The organism is Sphingomonas sp. ACRSK, from assembly GCF_022346685.1.
Lineage (GTDB): Bacteria > Pseudomonadota > Alphaproteobacteria > Sphingomonadales > Sphingomonadaceae > Sphingomonas > Sphingomonas molluscorum.
Map to the genome: position 1 here is coordinate 1 of NZ_JAKRNR010000033.1, position 18000 is coordinate 18000.

Here is an 18000-nt window from a genome sequence, read left to right on the forward strand (position 1 = left end):
ACGCGGACGCCCCCATGCCCCCATCCTCCCCCGTTTGGTTCATCACCGGCTGTTCCACCGGCTTCGGTCGTGAACTCGCAACCCGCGTGCTCGAGCGCGGTTGGCGAGCGGTGGTGACGGCGCGCAACCGCGACAGCGTGGCCGACCTGGTCGAAGGCCGCGAGGATCGCGCACTGGCCTTGGCGCTGGACGTGACGGATCAGGCCCAGATCACCAGGGCAGTGGCAGCCGCCGAGGACAAGTTCGGGCGCATCGACGTGCTCGTGAACAACGCCGGCTATGGCTATCAGAGCAGCATCGAGGAGGGCGAAGAGGCGGAGATCCGCGCCCAGTTCGACGCCAACGTCTTTGGGCTGTTCGCCCTCACCCGCGCCGTGCTGCCGATCCTGCGCGCGCAGCGCAGCGGCCGCATCCTCAACATCACCTCGGTCGCGGGGCTGATCGGCTTTCCCGCCTCGGGCTATTATGCCGCGTCCAAGCATGCGGTCGAAGGTTGGTCGGATACGCTGCGAGCCGAGGTCGCACCGCTCGGCATCCACGTGACCTGCATCGAGCCAGGGCCGTTCCGTACCGACTGGGCCGGCCGCTCGCTGCGCCAGACGCCCAGCCGCATCGCCGACTATGCCGAGACTGCCGGCAAGCGGATGGACGATACCCGCGGGGTGAGCGGCACCGAGGCCGGCGACCCGGCGCGCGCCGCCGACGCGATGATCGCCCTTTCGGAGCAGCCCGACCCGCCGCGCCATCTGGTGCTCGGCCGCTTCGGCCATGACGCCGTGGTCGCGCGGCTCAAGGAGCGGCTCGCCGAGATCGAACGCTATCGCGCCATCAGCCTCGCCACCGACTTTCCCGACGCCTGACGGAGTTCGCATGACCACCCCAGCCCTTTTCAAGCCGGCGACCCTGGGTTCGCTGAAGATGGATAACCGCATCGTCATTGCGCCGATGTGCCAATATTCCGCCGTCGATGGCTGCATGACCGACTGGCACCAGATCCACCTGGGGCAGCTGGCGCTGTCCGGCGCCGGGCTGCTGACGATCGAGGCGACTGCTGTCGTCCCGGAGGGGCGCATCACCTATGCCGACGTCGGCCTGTGGGACGATGCGACCGAGGCGGCGATGGCGCGCACGCTGGAGAGCATCCGCCGTCACTCGTCGATGCCGATCGCGATCCAGCTCGCCCACGCCGGTCGCAAGGCATCGACCGAGGTTCCGTGGAAGGGCGGCGCGCAGCTGCCGCCGGACGATGCGAATGGCTGGCAGACCGTCTCCGCCTCGGCCCTCCCGTTCGAGGCGCATGAGAATGCGCCGACCGCGCTCGATCGCGCCGGCATGGACCGGGTGCGCGACGCTTTTGCCGATGCGGCGCGGCGCGCCGACCGGCTGGGGATCGACGCGATCCAGATCCACGCGGCGCACGGCTATCTGCTGCACCAGTTCCTGTCGCCGCTCTCCAACCAGCGCACCGACGACTACGGCGGCAGCCTGGAGAACCGCATGCGGTTCCCGCTCGAGGTCTATGACGCGGTGCGCGCCGCCTTCCCGGCGGACAAGCCGGTGACGGTGCGGGTGTCCGGCACCGACTGGGTCGAGGGCGGCTGGGACGCGGAGCAGACGATCGCCTTTGCCAAGGCGCTGGAAGCGCGCGGCTGCGGGCTGATCCATGTGTCGAGCGGCGGCCTCGATCCGCGCCAGCAGATCCCGGTGGGTCCGAACTATCAGGTGCCGCTCGCCCGGGCGGTGAAACAGGCGACGGGTCTCCAGGTCGTGGCGGTCGGGCTGATCACCGATTTCGAACAGGCCGAGGCGATCGTGGGCACCGGCGACGCGGACTTCGTCGGCCTTGCCCGCACCATCCTCTACGATCCGCGCTGGCCGTGGCATGCAGCCGCGCACCTGGGGGCGCGGGTGCGTGCCCCCAACCAGTATCTCCGCTCGCAGCCGCGCCAATACCGCGCGCTGTTCGATTTCCAGGAAAGCGCGGAGTCATGATCGTGGAGAGCAACCCGCCCGCCGCGCCGCAGGCACTGGCGAACAGCCCCCAGCGCGCGGCCGTGTTCGTGAAGCTGGGCCGGCGCCGGGGATTGCGTGCGACGGTGGAGGTGACGCCGGCCGGGTTGCTCGCGATCGGCGGCCTGGTCTCCTCGATCCTCCTGTCGACGGCGGTGCTGGTTCGCAGCGCCGCCGCGGCAAAGCTCCGGGCGGAGGGCGGTCGGGAACAAGGGCGAGAGCAAAGGCGCGCGCCGGAGGCACCCGCCCCCTAGACAGGCGCGGCATGATCTGAGACCTTTTGGTGACCATTCGGAGACCAAAGTGCCTCAGACCCGCCTCCCCCGATCGATCTTCCTCGCCACCGCAGCCGCCGCGCTGCTTCCGGCTGCCGCATCGGCTGCGCCCCAGGGGACCCTTCCTGTGGTTTTCCCGCAGCCGGTTTCGATGCGCCTGACGGGCGCAGCGCTGGAGCTTGGCAAGCGAGCGACGATCGTGGGGGCGGATACGGCGGATGCGGAAACCCTGACGCTGGTTCGCAGCGCACTGGCCGCTGCCGGGGTGGAGAAGGTCGGAACCGCCCGCGCCCTCCCGGCGAAGTCGGACGGCACCATCGTGGTGATCGGCACCACGCGTTCGGCTCCCGTCCGCACCGCCGTTTCGCGCCTTGGCGGCACGCTGCCGGATCAGCGCGAGGGCTATGCCTTGCTGAGCGGTGCGCACGGGGACGGCGCGCTGGTCGTGCTCGCCGGACAGGACGCGGACGGCCTCTACTATGCGGCGCAGACGCTGCGACAGCTGACCGCGCGTGGGACCATGCCGGCGGTGTCCATCGCCGACCGTCCCGCAATGGCGATCCGAGGCACGATCGAGGGCTTCTATGGCGCGCCCTGGTCGATGGAGGACCGCGCCCGGCACCTCGACTTCCTGGGCAGCGTGAAGGCGAACACGTACGTCTACAGTCCCAAGGACGACCCCTTCGCGCGCGACAAGTGGCGGGATGCTTATCCACAGGCGACGCTCGACGCGCTGAAGACGCTGATCGATCAGGCGCGGCGCCACCACGTCCGCTTCACCTATGCGATCTCGCCGGGTCCCTCGATCTGCTACTCGCGGCCGTCCGACGTGCAGGCGCTCCAGCGCAAGTTCGAGGTGTTCCGCTCCATGGGCGTGCGATCCTTCTACATCGCCTTCGACGACATCGAATATACCAAGTGGAACTGCGACGAGGATCGCGCGGCGCTGGGCGAGCCGGGGCAGCGTGCGGCGGGCCTGGCGCAGGCGAACCTGTCGAACACCATCTACCGCTGGCTGAAGACCAAGGACGGCGACCAGGCCGAACTGATGATCGTGCCCACGGAATATTTCAACACGACCGAATCGCCCTACAAGGCGGCGCTGCGGGAGGTCGATCCGGCCGTGTTCGTGCAATGGACGGGCACCGACGTGGTGCCGCCGGCGATCTCCATCGGTGACGCCAAGGCGGCAACCAAGGCGTTCGGCCGCAAGACGCTGCTGTGGGACAATTATCCGGTCAACGACTATGGCGAGTCCACCGGCCGTCTGCTGATGGCACCCTATGCGCGGCGCGAGGCGGGGCTTTCGGGCGAGTTGAGCGGGATCCTGGCCAACCCGATGAACCAGGAGGCGCCGAGCCGCGTCGCGGTGTTCGGCAGCGCCGCGTTCGCGTGGAACGACCGGGGCTATGATGCGGATCGGGCCTGGAAGGCGGCGGCACGGATGCTGGCGTCGGGCGATGCCGCCACCACCGAGGCGCTGATGGTGTTCTTCGACGCGCAGCACCTGGCCCCCACCTTCGGCAGCCAGCCCTGGCAGCCCTCCGCGCCTCGCCTGAAGGCGACGCTGGACGAAGTGACCGATGCGATCGCCAGCGGGGATGCGCCTGCACGTGAGGCGGCTCTGGAGCGGTTGAAGGCGACGGCGGACGCACTTGCCACCGCCTCCGACACGATCCGGGCCGGGGTGGCGGACCAAGGGTTCGTCGCGCAGAGCCAGCCCTGGCTCGATGCGCTGCAGCTGTGGGGACGTTCGCTCCAGGCGACCGCGAGCGGGCTTGCGGCCGCGAACCAGGGCAGCCCGCGCGCGGCGGGCTTCTTCGCCCAGGCACGGGCGCTCGCCGCCCAGGCAGAGAAGTTGCAGACGATCCCCGGCACCACGCGCCCGCAGGGAGCGATCAAGGTCGCGGACGGCGTGCTCGACCGATTCGTGGCCGAGGCGCCCTCGCTGATCTACGTGCCGGGTTCGGCGGCGGCTGGCGACTAAAGGCCCGTCGCCGCCTCTCCTCCGACCAGGGCCGGCGTCTTCCACAAGGCGCCGGGCTTGGGCAGCAGGAAGTGGCTGAACGGCAGCACCGCCGCCCCGACCGCAGGCGCGTCCTCGGAAAGGGCGGCGCGCGCGACCGGCGCGATGGCCGGAAGCACGTCGGCCTGATCCTCCATCAGGGCGTTCACCCGGCTTGCCAGCTGCTCCACCAGGGCGGTCGGGAGCCGCCCTCCTACCAGCACGGTCGCCGGATTGATGAGGCAGCAGATCGCCGCCATCGGCGTGCACAGCCGCCGTGCCGCCGCCTCGATCCACGCGTCGACACAGGCCTGCACCTCGGGCGCGCGCTCGGTGCGATGCATGATGTCCGCCAGGCTGAAGCCGGCGGCCTCCAGATGCCGCGATAAGCCTGACAGGGAGACCAGGGTCTGCACCGTCTCCCGTCCGCCGTTCCCGTCCGGGGCCAGCATGAAGCCGAGTTCGCCACTGCGCCCGTTGGCGCCGCGGACATAGGCCCCATCCACCACGAAGCCCCCGCCGAGTCCCGACGAAAGCAGCACGTAGAAGAAGCTGTTGTACTTCTGGCCAAGGCCCAGCTGCATCTCTCCGCTCGCCGCAGCCGCTGCGTCATTCTCGACAAAGACCGGGAGGTCGAACGGCTCTGTAAACAGCGAGGCCATGTCGATGCCGTTCCAGGCGGCATATTCCGGAGGGCGCCCCGGTAGCGCAACCAACTCCAGGTCGTCGGGCACGGCGACGCCGATGCCGACCAGCTTCGACGAGGGCACGTCCGCCGATTGCAGCATCCGCTGGATGGAGCGGACGTAGAGGGAGCGGACGTGATCGGGAAGCGCGAACGCGACCTCCTCCGACACCCGGGCGAGGATCCGTCCGGAGAAGTCGACCAGCACGATAGTGATATGATCCCGGTCGATGTTGATGCCGATCGAGTAACAGGCATCGCGCCGGACGACGAGCTTCGTCGGCGGCTGCCCGCGCCCGCCACGCCGCTGCCCCGCTTCCTCGATCAGGCCATCCTGCAGCAGGCGCCGCGTGATGTTGGCGATGGCTGGCGGCGTAAGCCCGGTAATCCCTGCGAGGTCCACGCGCGTCAGCGACCCGCCGACGCGGATCGCGTGCAGCGTCACCCGCTGGTTGTGGTCGGCAGCCCGTTCCAGGTTGGTCCCGGACAAACGGGCACCAGGCGAGTTCTCCATCATGCGAACGGATCCTCTTTCCGGCCGGTAGTTTGGACCCAATGCCGACACCGAACCGCCCCTGGACGCATCTGCCTCTCCTGCTCGCCGGTCTGCCGGCTGTGATCGATAACATGGCATTAATGCCGCACCCGGCGCGGGATACAACCTTTCAGAAGACAAAGGCTTGGGACAGCTTCATTGTCGCCGCCGGCGTGACTCGTTGAGTTACGATATTTGATGTACTAATTCGCTCGACAGCGTAGGCGCCGTGGCACGTCGCGGGGAACGACGGCAGCAAAGGGGAGAGATCAACCATGTTTCGGCTGACCCTGATGGCGGCAGCGCGCCAACCATCTCATCCCATAATGACACAGCAAGGGAACGCCGACGCATGATGACCGACACGCCCACCGCCCCGGCGCTTCCGCTGGTGGGGATCGAGCTTGGCGGCACCAAGTGCATCTGCACGATCGCCCATGGGCCGGATGCGATCCTGGATCAGCGTACGGTGCCGACGACGGTTCCGACGGAGACGCTGCCGGCGATCCTCGCCATCCTGGCCGAGTGGCACGGGACGCACGGGTTCCGCGCCATCGGCATCGCATCGTTCGGCCCGATCGACATCAATCCGCTCTCGCCGACCTATGGTCAGGTGCTGGCGACGAACAAGACCGGTTGGCCGGGCGCCGATGTGCTGGGCACCTTGTCCGCCCCCTTCGGCGTTCCGGTCGCGTTCGACACGGACGTCAACGGCGCCGCGCTTGCAGAGATCCGCTGGGGCTGCGCCCAGGGCCTCGACGACTTCGCCTATGTGACGGTGGGAACCGGGGTCGGGGTCGGGCTGGTCGTGCATGGCCGCCCCACGCGCGGCATCAGCCACAGTGAGATCGGCCATCTGCGCGTGCCGCGGCTGCCGTCCGACACGCTGAAAAGCGTCTGCCGCTATCATCCGGACTGCATCGAGGGGCTCGCCTCCGGCACCGCGCTGGTCGCCCGGCTGGGTGGACGGCCCGTGGCCGAGGTCGCGAGCGACGACCCGGTGTGGGAGCCGATCGTCTCCGCGCTGGCGCTGATGTGCCACGACCTCGTCTGCACGACGGGGCCGTTGCGCATCGCGATCGGCGGCGGCGTGCTTTCCGGACAGCCGCACCTCCACGCCCGCATCGAGGCCGCGCTGCTGGAGAGCCTGGGCGGCTATATGCAGCTTCCATCCGACAGGCCGTACATCGTGGCACCCGCACTGGGCGCGCTGGCCGGTCCGCTGGGGGCGATCGCAGTGGCGGCGACTGCCGGCTGACGCGGCGGCGCCCGCCCCCTCCCAAAGTGCGTCGGTCGGGCTATAGGGCGGCCTTCGCACCCAGCCGGAGAATTCTGCCGTGACCGACCGCTTCGATATCCTGATCGTCGGGGCAGGACACGGAGGGGCACAGGCCGCGATCGCGCTGCGCCAGCGCAAGTTCGCGGGCACCGTCGCCATCGTCGGCGAGGAGCCGGAACTGCCCTATGAGCGGCCCCCGCTTTCGAAGGAATATCTCGCCGGCGAAAAGCCGTTCGAGCGGCTGCTGATCCGCCCGCCCGCCTTCTGGGAAGAACGCGCGGTGACGATGCGCACCGGGCGGCGCGTGACGGCGGTCGATCCGGCTGCGCGCAGCGTCGCGTGCGACGATGGCACGACGATCCACTATGGCACGCTCATCTGGGCGGCGGGCGGCCATGCGCGGTCGCTGAGCTGCACCGGGCATGGCTTGGCCGGCGTGCACTCGGTGCGCAGCCGTGCGGACGTGGACCGGCTGATCCACGAACTGCCGACGACCGCGAAGGTGGTGGTGATCGGCGGCGGCTATATCGGGTTGGAGGCGGCGGCGGTGCTGTCGAAGCTGGGCAAGCAGGTGACGGTGCTGGAGGCGCAGGAGCGGGTCCTCGCGCGCGTCGCGGGGGAGCCGCTGTCGCGCTTCTACGAGGCGGAACATCGCGCTCATGGCGTGGACGTCCGGCTGGGCGTGCGTGTCGCCTGCATCGAGGAACGAGACGGGCGGGCGGCCGGCGTGCGACTGGCGGACGGAGAAATACTGCCGGCGGAGATGGTGATCGTCGGCATCGGCATCGTCCCCGCGGTGGATCCGCTGCTGGCGGCCGGCGCGGAGGGCGGCAATGGCGTGGCCGTCGACGCGCACTGCCGCACCTCGCTGCCCCATGTTTATGCGATCGGCGACTGTGCCCTTCACGCCAACGCCTTTGCCGACGGGCTGCCCATCCGGCTGGAGTCCGTGCAGAACGCGAACGACATGGCGACCACCGCGGTGCGCGCGATCCTCGACGACCCCGCGCCCTATCACGCGGTTCCGTGGTTCTGGTCGAACCAGTATGACCTGAAGCTGCAGACGGTTGGGCTGTCGGCCGGTCATGATGCGGTGGTCGTGCGCGGGGAACCGGCGTCGCGCAGCTTCTCGCTGGTCTATTTGCGCGAAGGCCGAGTGGTGGCGCTGGACTGCGTGAACGCGACGCGGGACTATGTGCAGGGCCGTGCGCTGGTGGTGGCCGGAACGATCGCGGACCCCGCGGCCCTGGCCGACACGGGCACGCCGCTCAAGGCGCTGGCACAGGGCTGACGCTTTCGGCCAGATACGCAAAAGCCCTGCCGGGCTGATGCCTGGCAGGGCTTTCGATGGCGCGCCCGGAACGATTCGAACGTCCGACCCTCAGATTCGTAGTCTGATGCTCTATCCAGCTGAGCTACGGGCGCCCGGTGGAGGTGGCCTAATAGGCGCGGCTTCTGGGGGACGCAAGCCCGTTGCGCAGTTTTTCTGCACGACCTAGACCCGCGTCATGCGCAGCCCCGTCCTTCCGCTCGTCGTCCTTCTCCTCGCCTCCGGTTGCGCCAAGGAACGCGGCGAATTCCCTTCGCTGCTGCCCCGCGCGATCGAGCAGCGCAGCGATGTCGAGCCGGAGCGTCCGGTGCCGGTCGCGACCGCCGATCCCGCGCTGGACGCACAGATCGCCAAGTTGACTTCCGCGGTCGATGCGGCAGACACCGCCTTCCGCAAGGCAGCCGATCGTGCCGCGCAGCTGGCGCGTGCCGCAAGGGGCTCCGCACAGGGCAGCGAGCGCTGGCTCGACGCGCAGACGGCGCTGGCGGAAGTGGACGTCGCCCGCAGCGAGATCCAGCAGCCGATCGCGGAACTGGAGCGGCTGGCGATCGATCGCGCCGCTGCGGGCGAGCCCGCCTACCCTGCTCTGGATGCAGCGCTGCAGAGCGGCCGCGCGCGTGCCGATGCGCAGGTGCAGCGGGTCCGCACGATCGAGGCGCTGCTCGCCTGATCCAGGCTAGTCGTCGTCGATCGTGACGCCGCGCAGCACCGGCACGATCGACGCATAGTCGTCAGTCCAGGGCGCAAGGCCTGGCTCGCGGCGGAGGTCACGCCATCCGGCATCCGAGCGCACGAGGCGGCCGAAGCTCTTGCCGCGGCCGAGCACGATCCACTCCGACGCGGTCGCCTCCTGCCCTGCCTCGTCGTCCGTCGGGAAATAGTCGAAGGCAGCGGCCTTCCAGCCGGTGCCAGCGACGGTCGCGGCAACCACCTGCTCCATCGCGAGGTAGCGATTGGAGGTGTGCAGCAACAGCAGCCCATCGGGTGCGAGCACGCGGGCATAGGTCTCGAACGCCTCGCGCGTCATGAGGTGCAGCGGCACCGCGTCGGAGGTGAAGGCGTCGAGCACCAGCAGGTCGAGGTCGCTGCTCCGCTCGTCGGCGAGCGAGAGCCGCGCGTCGCCGAGCTTGATGTCGGCGCCGGGCAGGCAGCGGTTGAGGAAGCTGAAGCGGCGCGGATCGCTGGCGATACGCACCACCGCCGGGTCGATCTCATAGAAGCGCCAGCGCTGTCCCGGTCGCGCGTAGCAGGCGAGGGTGCCGGTCCCGAGGCCGACGACGCCCACGCGGGCATCGCTTCCGAACAGCGCCGGGAGCGCGCGCATCGCTTGCCCCACGCCTGAGCCGGGGACGTAATAGGTCGTCGGCTGGCGCAGCCGCGCCTCGCTGCCGAGCAACTGGACGCCGTGGAGGGTCGTGCCGTGGGCGAGATCACGCGCCTCGGGCCGTTCGGTGATGGTGTAGACGCCGAAGTAGCTCCGCGTGCGAGCGCCCGGAACCGCCGAGAGCCGCAGCGCGTCATAGACGCCGAACAGGAACAGCGCGCCGGCCAGCACGCCAGCGAATATCGGTCGCACCCCGATCGCGAACAGCCCGAGTAGGGCGAGCGCCACGAACACGACCCCCTGGCGAGCTCCGCCCGACAAGCCGGCTTGATGGTCGAGGCCGAGCCAGACGGCGAACGCGGTCACAGCCAGCATTGCGGCAGCGATGATCCGCCGCCGGGCACGCCCTTTCCCCCAAAGCTGCGCGGTGATCGGCAACAGGAAGTGCTGGGGCACCAGCACGCCGGCCGCCAGGATCAGCAGCGGGAACTCATAGGTCCAGTCGAACAGCACGGGTGCGACCAGCCCGGCGAACACGCCGCCGAGCGCGCCGCCCACGGACATGGCGAGATAGAAGCCGGTGAGCCGTTCTGGCGCAGGCCGGTTCTCGTACATGCAGCTGTGGAGGGCGACCGACACCACGAACAGCAGCAGCAGCGCCACGGCGGCGTTGGCCGCCGCGTTTCCGTGGTGGCCGGCGATCACCATGGTGCCGAACACCAGCACCGCCACGGGTGCGTAGCGCGTGAGGAAATTGGCGAGGCCACGCCGCGCAGCGAAGGCGACGGTGAAGCTCAGGAGGTAGAGGCCGAGCGGCAGCACCCAGAGCAGCGGCACCGCGACGATGTCCGTGGTGAGGTAACTCGACGTCTCGATCATCAGCCCCGAGGGCACGAACGCGAGCGCGATCCACCACCACAAGCGGGCGCGTGTGGGCGCCGGGCTGGTCAGCGGCGCACGGTGGGCGGCCGGACCGCTGCGGGGCAGCAGCAGCGCGCAGGCGAGCACCAGCAGGACCAGGAAGAGGTAGCCACCCGTCCAGAACCAGCTCTGACCGGCCAGTGCCAGCATGGGCTCGACCAGCAGCGGATAGGCGAGCAACCCGGCGAAGCTGCCCACGTTAGAGGCGGCGTAGAGCGCATAGGGGTCCCGCCCGCCGGTTGCAGTCGAATACCAGCGCTGCATCAGCGGAGCCTGGGCCGAAACCGCGAAGAACAGCGGGCCGATCGAGGCGCCGAGCAGCCACGGCACCCACAGCCCCGGCTCCGCGCCAGCCGGCAGGCGCATCGCCGACAGGCCGATCGGAAGCCACAGGGCAGCGACCGCCAACACCGAAAGATGCGTCAGCGCCTGCGTACGGGGCCGGCGATGCGCCAGCCAATGCGCGTAGGCATAGCCGCCGAGCAGCAGCGCCTGGTAGACCAGCATCGCCGAGTTCCAGACGGCGGGAGCGCCGCCCAGCCGCGGCAACGCCATGCGCGCGACCATCGGCTGGACCAGGAACAGCAGGAACGAACCGGTCAGGATCGTCAGCGCGAAGAGCGCGCGCGCAGGCCCGGGCCGCGGAAACGCCGGCTGGGTCACCGCCGTCCCCTCCGCAACAGGTCCATGCCGGTCACGGGGCTTCGGGTACGCAGACGCACGCGGTTCAGATCACGCGCCGAGCAGGCGGGCGGCGTGCGCCGCATGATAGGTTAGGACGCCGGTGCAGCCCGCGCGCTTGAACGCCATCAGCGTTTCCAGCACCAGCGCGTCGCGGTCCCCCGCGCCGACCGCGGCAGCCGCCTCGATCATCGCGTATTCTCCCGAGACTTGATACGCGAAAACAGGCACTTCGAAGCTGCTCTTCACCCGGACGATGATGTCGAGGTACGGCAGCCCCGGCTTCACCATGACGCTGTCGGCGCCTTCGGAAAGATCCAGCGAAACCTCCCGCAGCGCCTCTTCGGCGTTGGCGGGGTCCATCTGGTAGGTCTTCTTGTCACCCTTCAGCAGCCCGCGCGAGCCGACCGCATCGCGGAACGGCCCGTAGAAGCCGCTGGCGTATTTGGCGGCATAGGCCATGATCTGGACGTTGTGGTGGCCATCCCCCTCGAGCGCTTCGCGGATCAGGCCGATCCGGCCGTCCATCATGTCGGAGGGCGCGATGATGTCCGCCCCGGCGCGTGCCTGCGCCAGTGCCTGGCGGACCAGCTGTTCCGCGGTCGCATCGTTCATCACATAGCCGCGATCGTCCACCAGGCCGTCATGGCCATGAGTCGTATAGGGGTCGAGCGCGACGTCGGTCAGCAGCCCGACTTCGGGCACCGCATCCTTGATGGTCGCGATGGCGCGGCACATCAGGTTGTTCGCGTTGTAGGATTCCTCGCCCAGATCGGTGCGCAAATGGGAGGGCGTGTTCGGGAACAGCGCAAGGCAGGGGATGCCGAGGTCCCGCGCTTCCCGAGCCCGCTCGACGAGGCCGGCCATCGACCAGCGCGACACGCCGGGCAATGCGGCGATCGGCTCCTCCCCTTCCCCTTCCGTGATGAACAGCGGCCAGATCAGGTCGGCAGGCGTCAGCACCGTTTCGGCATGCAGCCGGCGACTCCAGTCGGCGGCGCGGGTACGACGAAGGCGAAGGGCGGGATACGCGGCGATAGACATGCCCCGCTGTGTGGGCCAAGCTCCGGCGGTGCGCAAGCGCAGGCCACGCAACCCCGCGTGCATCCGGCGGCCCCTTTGCGCGTTGAGGGTGCATGGACAAGATCCGCTCGGCCGCACTGGTCGTCAATACGCAGTCCCGCACCGGGCAGGATCAATTCGACCAGGCATGTGCCGCCCTGTCCGGCCTGCCCTTCGAAGTGGCGCCGCATCCGGTGGAGGATCCCAAGCGGCTGCACGAGACAGTAGACCGGGCGATGGCCCGCAAGCCGGACCTGCTGATCCTGGGCGGCGGCGACGGCACGATCAGCAGCCTGGTGGACCATCTGGTGGGCACGGACACGATCCTGGGCGTGCTGCCGCTCGGCACGGCCAACAGCTTCGCCCGTACCCTGGGCATCCCGTTGGAGATCGAAGGCGCGGTGGAGGTGCTGCGAAACGGCACGCCGCGCCGGATCGACCTGGGAATGATCGACGGCGATTATTTCGCCAATTGCGCTGCGATCGGCATTTCGCCCCAGATTGCCAGCACCATCCCCCACAAGCTCAAGCGCTGGTTCGGTCGCGCCGGCTATCTCGCCTGGGCGACGCTGCAATTCGTCCGCTTCCGCCCGTTCGAACTGGTGATCGGCGAAGGTGCAGACGCCAAGCGGCTGTCGGCGACGGAGGTCCGCATCTCCAACGGCCGGTTCCACGGCGGCGTCGAACTGATCGAGGAGGCACGGCTCGACAGCGGGGAGATCATCGTCCAGGCGGTGGCGCGAAACGGGCGCCGCGGGCTGCTCCGCAACTGGGGCGCGACCGTGCTGGGACTCGACTCGCGCCGCGACGACACGGTCACCTTCCACGCCCGCGAACTGCGGATCGCGACGCATCCGCCCTTGCCGATCTCGATCGACGGCGAGGTGCTGGCGAAGACGCCGGTGACCGCCCGAATCGCCGCCGGCGTGATCCGGGTGATGGGGCCCCCTCAGCCTAGGCGGGCCTCCCAGAAGTCGCAGCGGTAGCGTCTGGCGAAGTCGGTGTCCGTGCGGTCCCCTTCCGGGGAGAACACGCGTACGACCGGCTCCGCCTGCGTGAACTGCGGCCAGTCGGGTAGTGCCTCGCCCCGTGCGAGCGCGCCCCAGAGATCGCGCATCCGCCGCGCAAGCCGGGCCTGTGCAGGGGTGAAGCGCGCGGGATTGGCGAGTACCCAGCGGGTGCCGAACACATAGGCGATCTCGCCTGCATGATAGGCGCGCATCGCCATCGGCGCCCAGGGATGCGGGATGGCGAACGGCGCCTCGACGTCGTCGAACCGATAGCCATAGACGGGCGCACGGCCGGCAAGCAGCCGTCGCATGCGATCCGCCGGATGCGCAAAACGTGCGTCGGTAATCAGGGAAGCGAAGGCAAGCTGCGCCTCGCTGCGAGTCTCGGCCGGATAGCGGGCGAGCACGGCATCGGCGTCCCTGCCCCAGTCCGCGCGCACGCGCGCCTCGAAATCCGCGCGACTGAGGATGCCGAGGCCGAACACCCGCCCCTCGTCACTGTTGGTGCCGACGATCACCGGCACCGGCCGGTAGCGCCCCTCCGCGAAGGCGCGCGCAGGCTCCTCGGGGATCACCGCGTCGCCCCAGACCGGCCCCCAGCTCCCCGGGCCGAGGATGCCGCGCCGAACGGGCGCTGCGCGCGCGATGTCGGCGGCAGGCAGCGCCCGCAGCCGATCGAGCGCATAGCGGCCGCCGGCGTCGAGCCGCTCTGCGAAAACCTCGCCATCCGCCTGGGCCTCTGCGGCTGCCACGGTGGAGAGCGGGTCCACCGCCACGCCGCTTTGCAGGATAGCGCGGTGGAACAGCCCCACCGCTCCCGGGGAAAGCATCTGGTAGGAGGTGCTCCAGGCGCCGGCGGACTCGGCGAACAGCGTCACCTCCCCCGGGTTTCCCCCGAAGGCGGCGACGTTGTCGCGAACCCAGCGAAGGGCCGCCTGCTGATCGAGCAGTCCGAAGTTGCCCGACCCGCCGTCCGGCTGCTCGGCAGCAAGTGCGGGATGCGCGAGAAAGCCGAAGGCGCCCATCCGGTAATTGGGCGCGACCACCACCACCTGCTGCTCCGTCGCAAGCAAGCTCGGGTCGTAATTGTCTGCGGCGCCGAGCGAAAAGGCGCCCCCGTGAAGGAACACCATCACCGGCCACCCCCCGATCGGGGCTGTTCCCGGCGGTGTATAGACGTTCAGATACAGGCAGTCCTCGCTCCCTGCGACGGGCGCGAACCGGCCCTGGCCGACGCTCTGGACCGCAGGCGAGCCGGTGTGGGTTGCATCCCGCTCACCCTGCCACGGCTCGACGGGCCGCGGTGCACGCCAGCGAAGCGCGCCCACCGGCGGCGCCGCATAGGGAATGCCGAGGAACGCCCGGCCGTGCGCCGCCGCGACGCCCGACAGGAGACCGGACGCGATCCGAACGGTTTCCCGCCTCGCATCGGGCGCCTGGACGAGGTGCGACACCCGCCCGGGATAGACCAACTCGCCCTGGAGCAACGGCAGCAGACGCTTCCATTTCATCGCGCAAAGCTGGGTCATCGACGAAAGCCCCGCAAGGGGGCGAACTGCGGATGTGGCAGAGCGCCCGACCGGAGGATGCCGCATCGGCACCATCGCTCACTTGACGGATCGCTTCACCGTGGACGATACCGCTAACAGGGGACGGAGAGGACATGACAGAAACTCAGCACTCGATTCTCGGCGCGCTGCCGGCTGACTGGCGCAGCGCCACCTTGCTCGGCCGCATCGATCGCGGCGCCGGCCCCTCCCCCGTGCTGATCAAGGACGGCATCGTCCAGGACATGGCGCGCGTGGCTCCGACCGTCTCCGCACTGGTCGCACAGGGTGTGACGGATGCGACCGGCGGCGAGGCGATCGGCGACCTGGAGACGCTGGGCCTCTCACCCGATGCCGACGCGGCCGTGCGGCTGCTGAGCCCCATCGACCTGCAGTGCGTGAAGGCCGCGGGCGTGACCTTTGCGGTTTCCGCGCTGGAGCGGGTGATCGAAGAAGGGGCGCGGGGCGATCATGAGCGCGCCGCCGAAGTTCGCACGCGCCTAGAAAGTGCGCTGGGCGGCAGCATCCGCTCGGTGGTGCCCGGTTCTGCCGACGCTGCGGCGCTGAAGGATGCGCTGATCGCCGACGGCCTCTGGTCGCAGTATCTGGAGGTCGCGATCGGCCCGGATGCCGAGATCTTCACCAAGGCGCCGGTGCTTTCCACCGTCGGCTGGGGCGCCGAGGTCGGCGTCCGTTCCGATTCGACCTGGAACAACCCGGAGCCCGAGGTTGTGCTGCTGGCCGACGCGAACGGCCGTGCCGTCGGCGCGACGCTGGGCAACGACGTCAACCTGCGCGATTTCGAGGGCCGCTCCGCCCTGCTGCTCGGCAAGGCCAAGGACAACAATGCGTCCTGCTCGCTCGGGCCGTTCATCCGGCTGTTCGACGGCGGCTTCGGCATCGACGACGTGCGTGCGGCCGAAGTGACGCTGCGGATCGAGGGCACCGACGGCTACACGCTCGACGGCTACAGCACGATGCGCGAGATCAGCCGCGACCCCGAGACGCTGCTCGCCCAGGCGATGAGCGAGCATCAGTATCCCGATGGCCTGGTGCTGTTCCTGGGGACGCTGTTCGCGCCCACCCAGGACCGCGATGCGCCGGGCCGGGGCTTCACCCACAAGGTGGGCGACCAGGTGACGATAGCGAGCGCCCGGCTGGGCACGCTGGTGAACACGGTCACCACCTCCAAGGCGGCAGCGCCGTGGAGCCAGGGCATCGGTGCCCTGATGCAGAACCTGGCGCAGCGCGGCCTGCTCGCCCGCTGAGCGCCGCCAGAACATCAGTTGAGAAGGATTTCCGTGTTGCAGCAAACGAGTACGGCCGAACGGCGGGCGATCTACCCGAGCCTGAAGAACAAGCGGGTGATCGTCACCGGCGGCGGCTCGGGGATCGGCGAAGGGCTGACCGAAGCGTTCGTGGCCCAGGGTGCACGCGTCGCCTTCGTCGATATCGCCCAAGAAGCGAGCCAGCAGCTGGTCGCGCGCCTTTCGCAGGACGCGGAGCATGCCCCGCGCTTCTTCAGCTGCGACCTGACCGACATCGCGGCGCTGCGCGCCTGCTTTGCGGAGATGGAAGCCGAGCTCGGCGGCGTCGACATCCTGATCAACAATGCCGGCAATGACGATCGTCATACGGTGGAGCAGGTCACCCCGGAATATTGGGACGAGCGGCTGGCGGTGAACCTGCGCCACCAGTTCTTCGCCGCGCAGGCGGTGGCCCCGGCGATGAAGCAGAACGGCGGCGGCGTGATCCTGAACTTCGGTTCGATCAGCTGGCACCTCGCGCTGCCCGAACTGGTGCTCTACCAGACCTCAAAGGCGGCGATCGAAGGGCTGACCCGCAGCCTGGCCCGCGACCTGGGTCGTGAGAACATCCGCGTGAACACCATCGTTCCCGGCAACGTCCAGACGCCCCGGCAGGAACGCTGGTACACGCCCGAAGGCGAGGCCGAGATCATTGCGGGCCAATGCCTGAACGGCCGCATCCAGCCCGCGGACGTGGCAGCCCTGGTGCTGTTCCTGGCGTCTGACGACGCCCGGATGTGCACGGGACATGACTATTTCATCGACGCGGGCTGGCGCTGAGGCGTCATCAAGCGGATCGTGCGCAAGGGGTCTGGATGCGGAGCGTCCAGGCCCCTTTTGCTATCGCTCGGCGCGAACCACGACTCGCGGCCGCTTGCGCGGCGAGGCATCGGACTGGCGTCGGATCAGGGTGTAGTCGAGGACGAGGCGGCGGGCCGGCTCGTCGTTCCCGGCGCGGCGCGCACGGATCCGTTCCGCAAGCAGGTCCACCGCAGCCCGCGACATATCGGCGATCGGCTGGTGGATCGTGGTGAGCTCCGGCCAAATCGTCGTCGCGAGCGCGCTGTCGTCGAACCCGCAGACGGTCAGGTCACCCGGCACGTCCAGCCCGCGGCGGTGTGCCACGGCGACGGTGGCTGCGGCCATGTCGTCGTTACTCGCGAAGATCGCCGTCGGCCGGGGCTGCAGGTCGAGCAGGGTCTCGGCCGCATCGAGGCCGGACCGATAGGTGAAGAGCGCCGCCACCTCGAGTGCCGTATCGTGCGGGATGCCCGCTTCCGCCAGCGCGGTGCGATACCCCTCCCGCCGCAGGGCGCTCGCGGTCTGGTTCGGATTGCCGATGATGAAGCCGATGCGGGCATGGCCGAGCGACAGCAGGTGCCGCGTCATCGCATGGGCGGCGGCGCGGTCGTCGATGGAGACCGCAGTGGCGTCCTCCGGTGGCTTTCCGGTCGCCACGACCACGGTCGGAACGCCCTCTTCCGCCAGATAGTCCAGCACCGCGCGCGAATCGCACAGCGGAGGGGGGAGGATGATGCCGTCGATGCCAGCGACGAGCCGCTGCACGACGCGGCGCTCGTCGCCGTCGCCTTCGCATTTCTCCACCACCAGCTGGATGTCGCTGCGCCCGGCCTGGTCGAGGCTCCCCACCAGGAACTCGCTGAGATAGGCCGCGCTGGGATTGCTGTAGAGCAACGCCATCCGAAGCTGCGCGGCCCCTGCCAGGCTGCGCGCCGCCCGGTTGGGCGCATAGTTCAGCTCGGAGATCGCCTGAACCACCGTCTCCCGGGTGGAGTCCCGGACACTTCCTTCGCCGTTGATGACGCGCGATACCGTCATGGTGGAAACCCCGGCGCGCGCCGCGACGTCCGAAATCGTCGGCGCGCCGCTCTGGCGAGCGCTCCGCGCCCTGGGTTTCCTGTTGCTCTCTGGCATGTTGCAGCTGATGAAGCATCTGCGGCAGCCGCCGCCAAGCCCAGAAAGGGCCGCGAACGCAAAGATTTTCAGATGGCGCGCTTTAAGTCCACAT

General features: G+C 69.3%; 15 protein-coding genes and 1 tRNA gene. 10 read left to right on the plus strand and 6 right to left on the minus strand.

What is annotated here, in order from left to right:
- Nucleotides 1-14 precede the first annotated feature (14 nt).
- From MHZ35_RS14960 to MHZ35_RS14975, 4 genes are read left to right on the plus strand one after another with little or no spacing between them, the layout of a single operon-like run.
- Complete coding sequence (locus tag MHZ35_RS14960) at nucleotides 15-860, plus strand: oxidoreductase (protein WP_239436397.1); 846 nt, start codon at nucleotides 15-17, stop codon at nucleotides 858-860.
- A gap of 10 nt (nucleotides 861-870) precedes the next feature.
- Nucleotides 871-1992, plus strand: coding sequence for an NADH:flavin oxidoreductase/NADH oxidase (locus MHZ35_RS14965; RefSeq protein WP_239436374.1), 1122 nt, complete (start codon nucleotides 871-873; stop codon nucleotides 1990-1992).
- Nucleotides 1989-2264 carry a hypothetical protein gene (locus MHZ35_RS14970; protein ID WP_239436375.1) on the plus strand — a complete coding sequence of 92 codons (276 nt, stop codon included), beginning with the start codon at nucleotides 1989-1991 and terminating at the stop codon, nucleotides 2262-2264. The genes MHZ35_RS14965 and MHZ35_RS14970 overlap by 4 nt, the downstream gene beginning before the upstream one ends.
- Before the next feature lie 49 nt (nucleotides 2265-2313).
- Nucleotides 2314-4272, plus strand: a complete 1959-nt coding sequence (locus tag MHZ35_RS14975) for a beta-N-acetylhexosaminidase family protein (RefSeq protein WP_342453533.1) — start codon at nucleotides 2314-2316, stop codon at nucleotides 4270-4272.
- Here the strand turns inward: MHZ35_RS14975 and MHZ35_RS14980 are convergent.
- Nucleotides 4269-5492, minus strand: coding sequence for an ROK family transcriptional regulator (locus MHZ35_RS14980; RefSeq protein ID WP_239436377.1), 1224 nt, complete (start codon nucleotides 5490-5492; stop codon nucleotides 4269-4271). The two genes, MHZ35_RS14975 and MHZ35_RS14980, sit on opposite strands and share 4 nt — an antisense overlap.
- A 373-nt stretch (nucleotides 5493-5865) precedes the next feature.
- On the opposite strand from MHZ35_RS14980, the gene MHZ35_RS14985 reads away from it, so the two are divergent.
- A complete protein-coding gene (locus MHZ35_RS14985) occupies nucleotides 5866-6768 on the plus strand; it encodes an ROK family protein (RefSeq protein WP_239436398.1) in 903 nt (300 codons plus the stop codon).
- 79 nt (nucleotides 6769-6847) lie between these two features.
- Nucleotides 6848-8080: an NAD(P)/FAD-dependent oxidoreductase gene (locus MHZ35_RS14990; RefSeq protein ID WP_239436378.1), complete on the plus strand. Its 1233-nt coding sequence runs from the start codon at nucleotides 6848-6850 to the stop codon at nucleotides 8078-8080.
- Between the two features lie 57 nt (nucleotides 8081-8137).
- Here MHZ35_RS14990 and MHZ35_RS14995 read toward each other — a convergent pair.
- Nucleotides 8138-8214 (minus strand) — tRNA-Arg (locus MHZ35_RS14995).
- A gap of 83 nt (nucleotides 8215-8297) precedes the next feature.
- Between MHZ35_RS14995 and MHZ35_RS15000 the strand changes: the two genes are divergently transcribed.
- On the plus strand, nucleotides 8298-8789 hold the full coding sequence (locus MHZ35_RS15000) for a hypothetical protein (protein WP_239436379.1): 492 nt from the start codon (nucleotides 8298-8300) through the stop codon (nucleotides 8787-8789).
- A 6-nt stretch (nucleotides 8790-8795) separates the two neighbouring features.
- Here MHZ35_RS15000 and MHZ35_RS15005 read toward each other — a convergent pair whose 3' ends face one another.
- Nucleotides 8796-11027 (minus strand): fused MFS/spermidine synthase, encoded by a 2232-nt coding sequence (locus MHZ35_RS15005; RefSeq protein WP_239436380.1) that lies wholly within the window; start codon nucleotides 11025-11027, stop codon nucleotides 8796-8798.
- Nucleotides 11028-11096: 69 nt separating this feature from the next.
- The gene (hemB, locus tag MHZ35_RS15010) at nucleotides 11097-12089 is read right to left on the minus strand and encodes a porphobilinogen synthase (protein ID WP_239436381.1); all 993 of its coding nucleotides are present in this window, start codon (nucleotides 12087-12089) and stop codon (nucleotides 11097-11099) included.
- Between the two features lie 92 nt (nucleotides 12090-12181).
- Here hemB and MHZ35_RS15015 point away from each other — a divergent pair, with 92 nt between their 5' ends.
- Nucleotides 12182-13093, plus strand: a complete 912-nt coding sequence (locus MHZ35_RS15015) for a diacylglycerol/lipid kinase family protein (RefSeq protein ID WP_239436382.1) — start codon at nucleotides 12182-12184, stop codon at nucleotides 13091-13093.
- Here MHZ35_RS15015 and MHZ35_RS15020 read toward each other — a convergent pair.
- Complete coding sequence (locus MHZ35_RS15020) at nucleotides 13057-14628, minus strand: carboxylesterase/lipase family protein (protein WP_239436383.1); 1572 nt, start codon at nucleotides 14626-14628, stop codon at nucleotides 13057-13059. The genes MHZ35_RS15015 and MHZ35_RS15020 overlap by 37 nt on opposite strands.
- Before the next feature lie 152 nt (nucleotides 14629-14780).
- On the opposite strand from MHZ35_RS15020, the gene MHZ35_RS15025 reads away from it, so the two are divergent.
- Complete coding sequence (locus tag MHZ35_RS15025; RefSeq protein ID WP_239436384.1) at nucleotides 14781-15932, plus strand: fumarylacetoacetate hydrolase family protein; 1152 nt, start codon at nucleotides 14781-14783, stop codon at nucleotides 15930-15932.
- 33 nt (nucleotides 15933-15965) lie between these two features.
- On the plus strand, nucleotides 15966-16751 hold the full coding sequence (locus MHZ35_RS15030; protein ID WP_239436385.1) for an SDR family NAD(P)-dependent oxidoreductase: 786 nt from the start codon (nucleotides 15966-15968) through the stop codon (nucleotides 16749-16751).
- A gap of 60 nt (nucleotides 16752-16811) precedes the next feature.
- Here the strand turns inward: MHZ35_RS15030 and MHZ35_RS15035 are convergent, their stop codons facing one another.
- Nucleotides 16812-17906 carry a LacI family DNA-binding transcriptional regulator gene (locus MHZ35_RS15035; RefSeq protein WP_274616022.1) on the minus strand — a complete coding sequence of 365 codons (1095 nt, stop codon included), beginning with the start codon at nucleotides 17904-17906 and terminating at the stop codon, nucleotides 16812-16814.
- Between the last annotated feature and the right edge of the window lie 94 nt (nucleotides 17907-18000).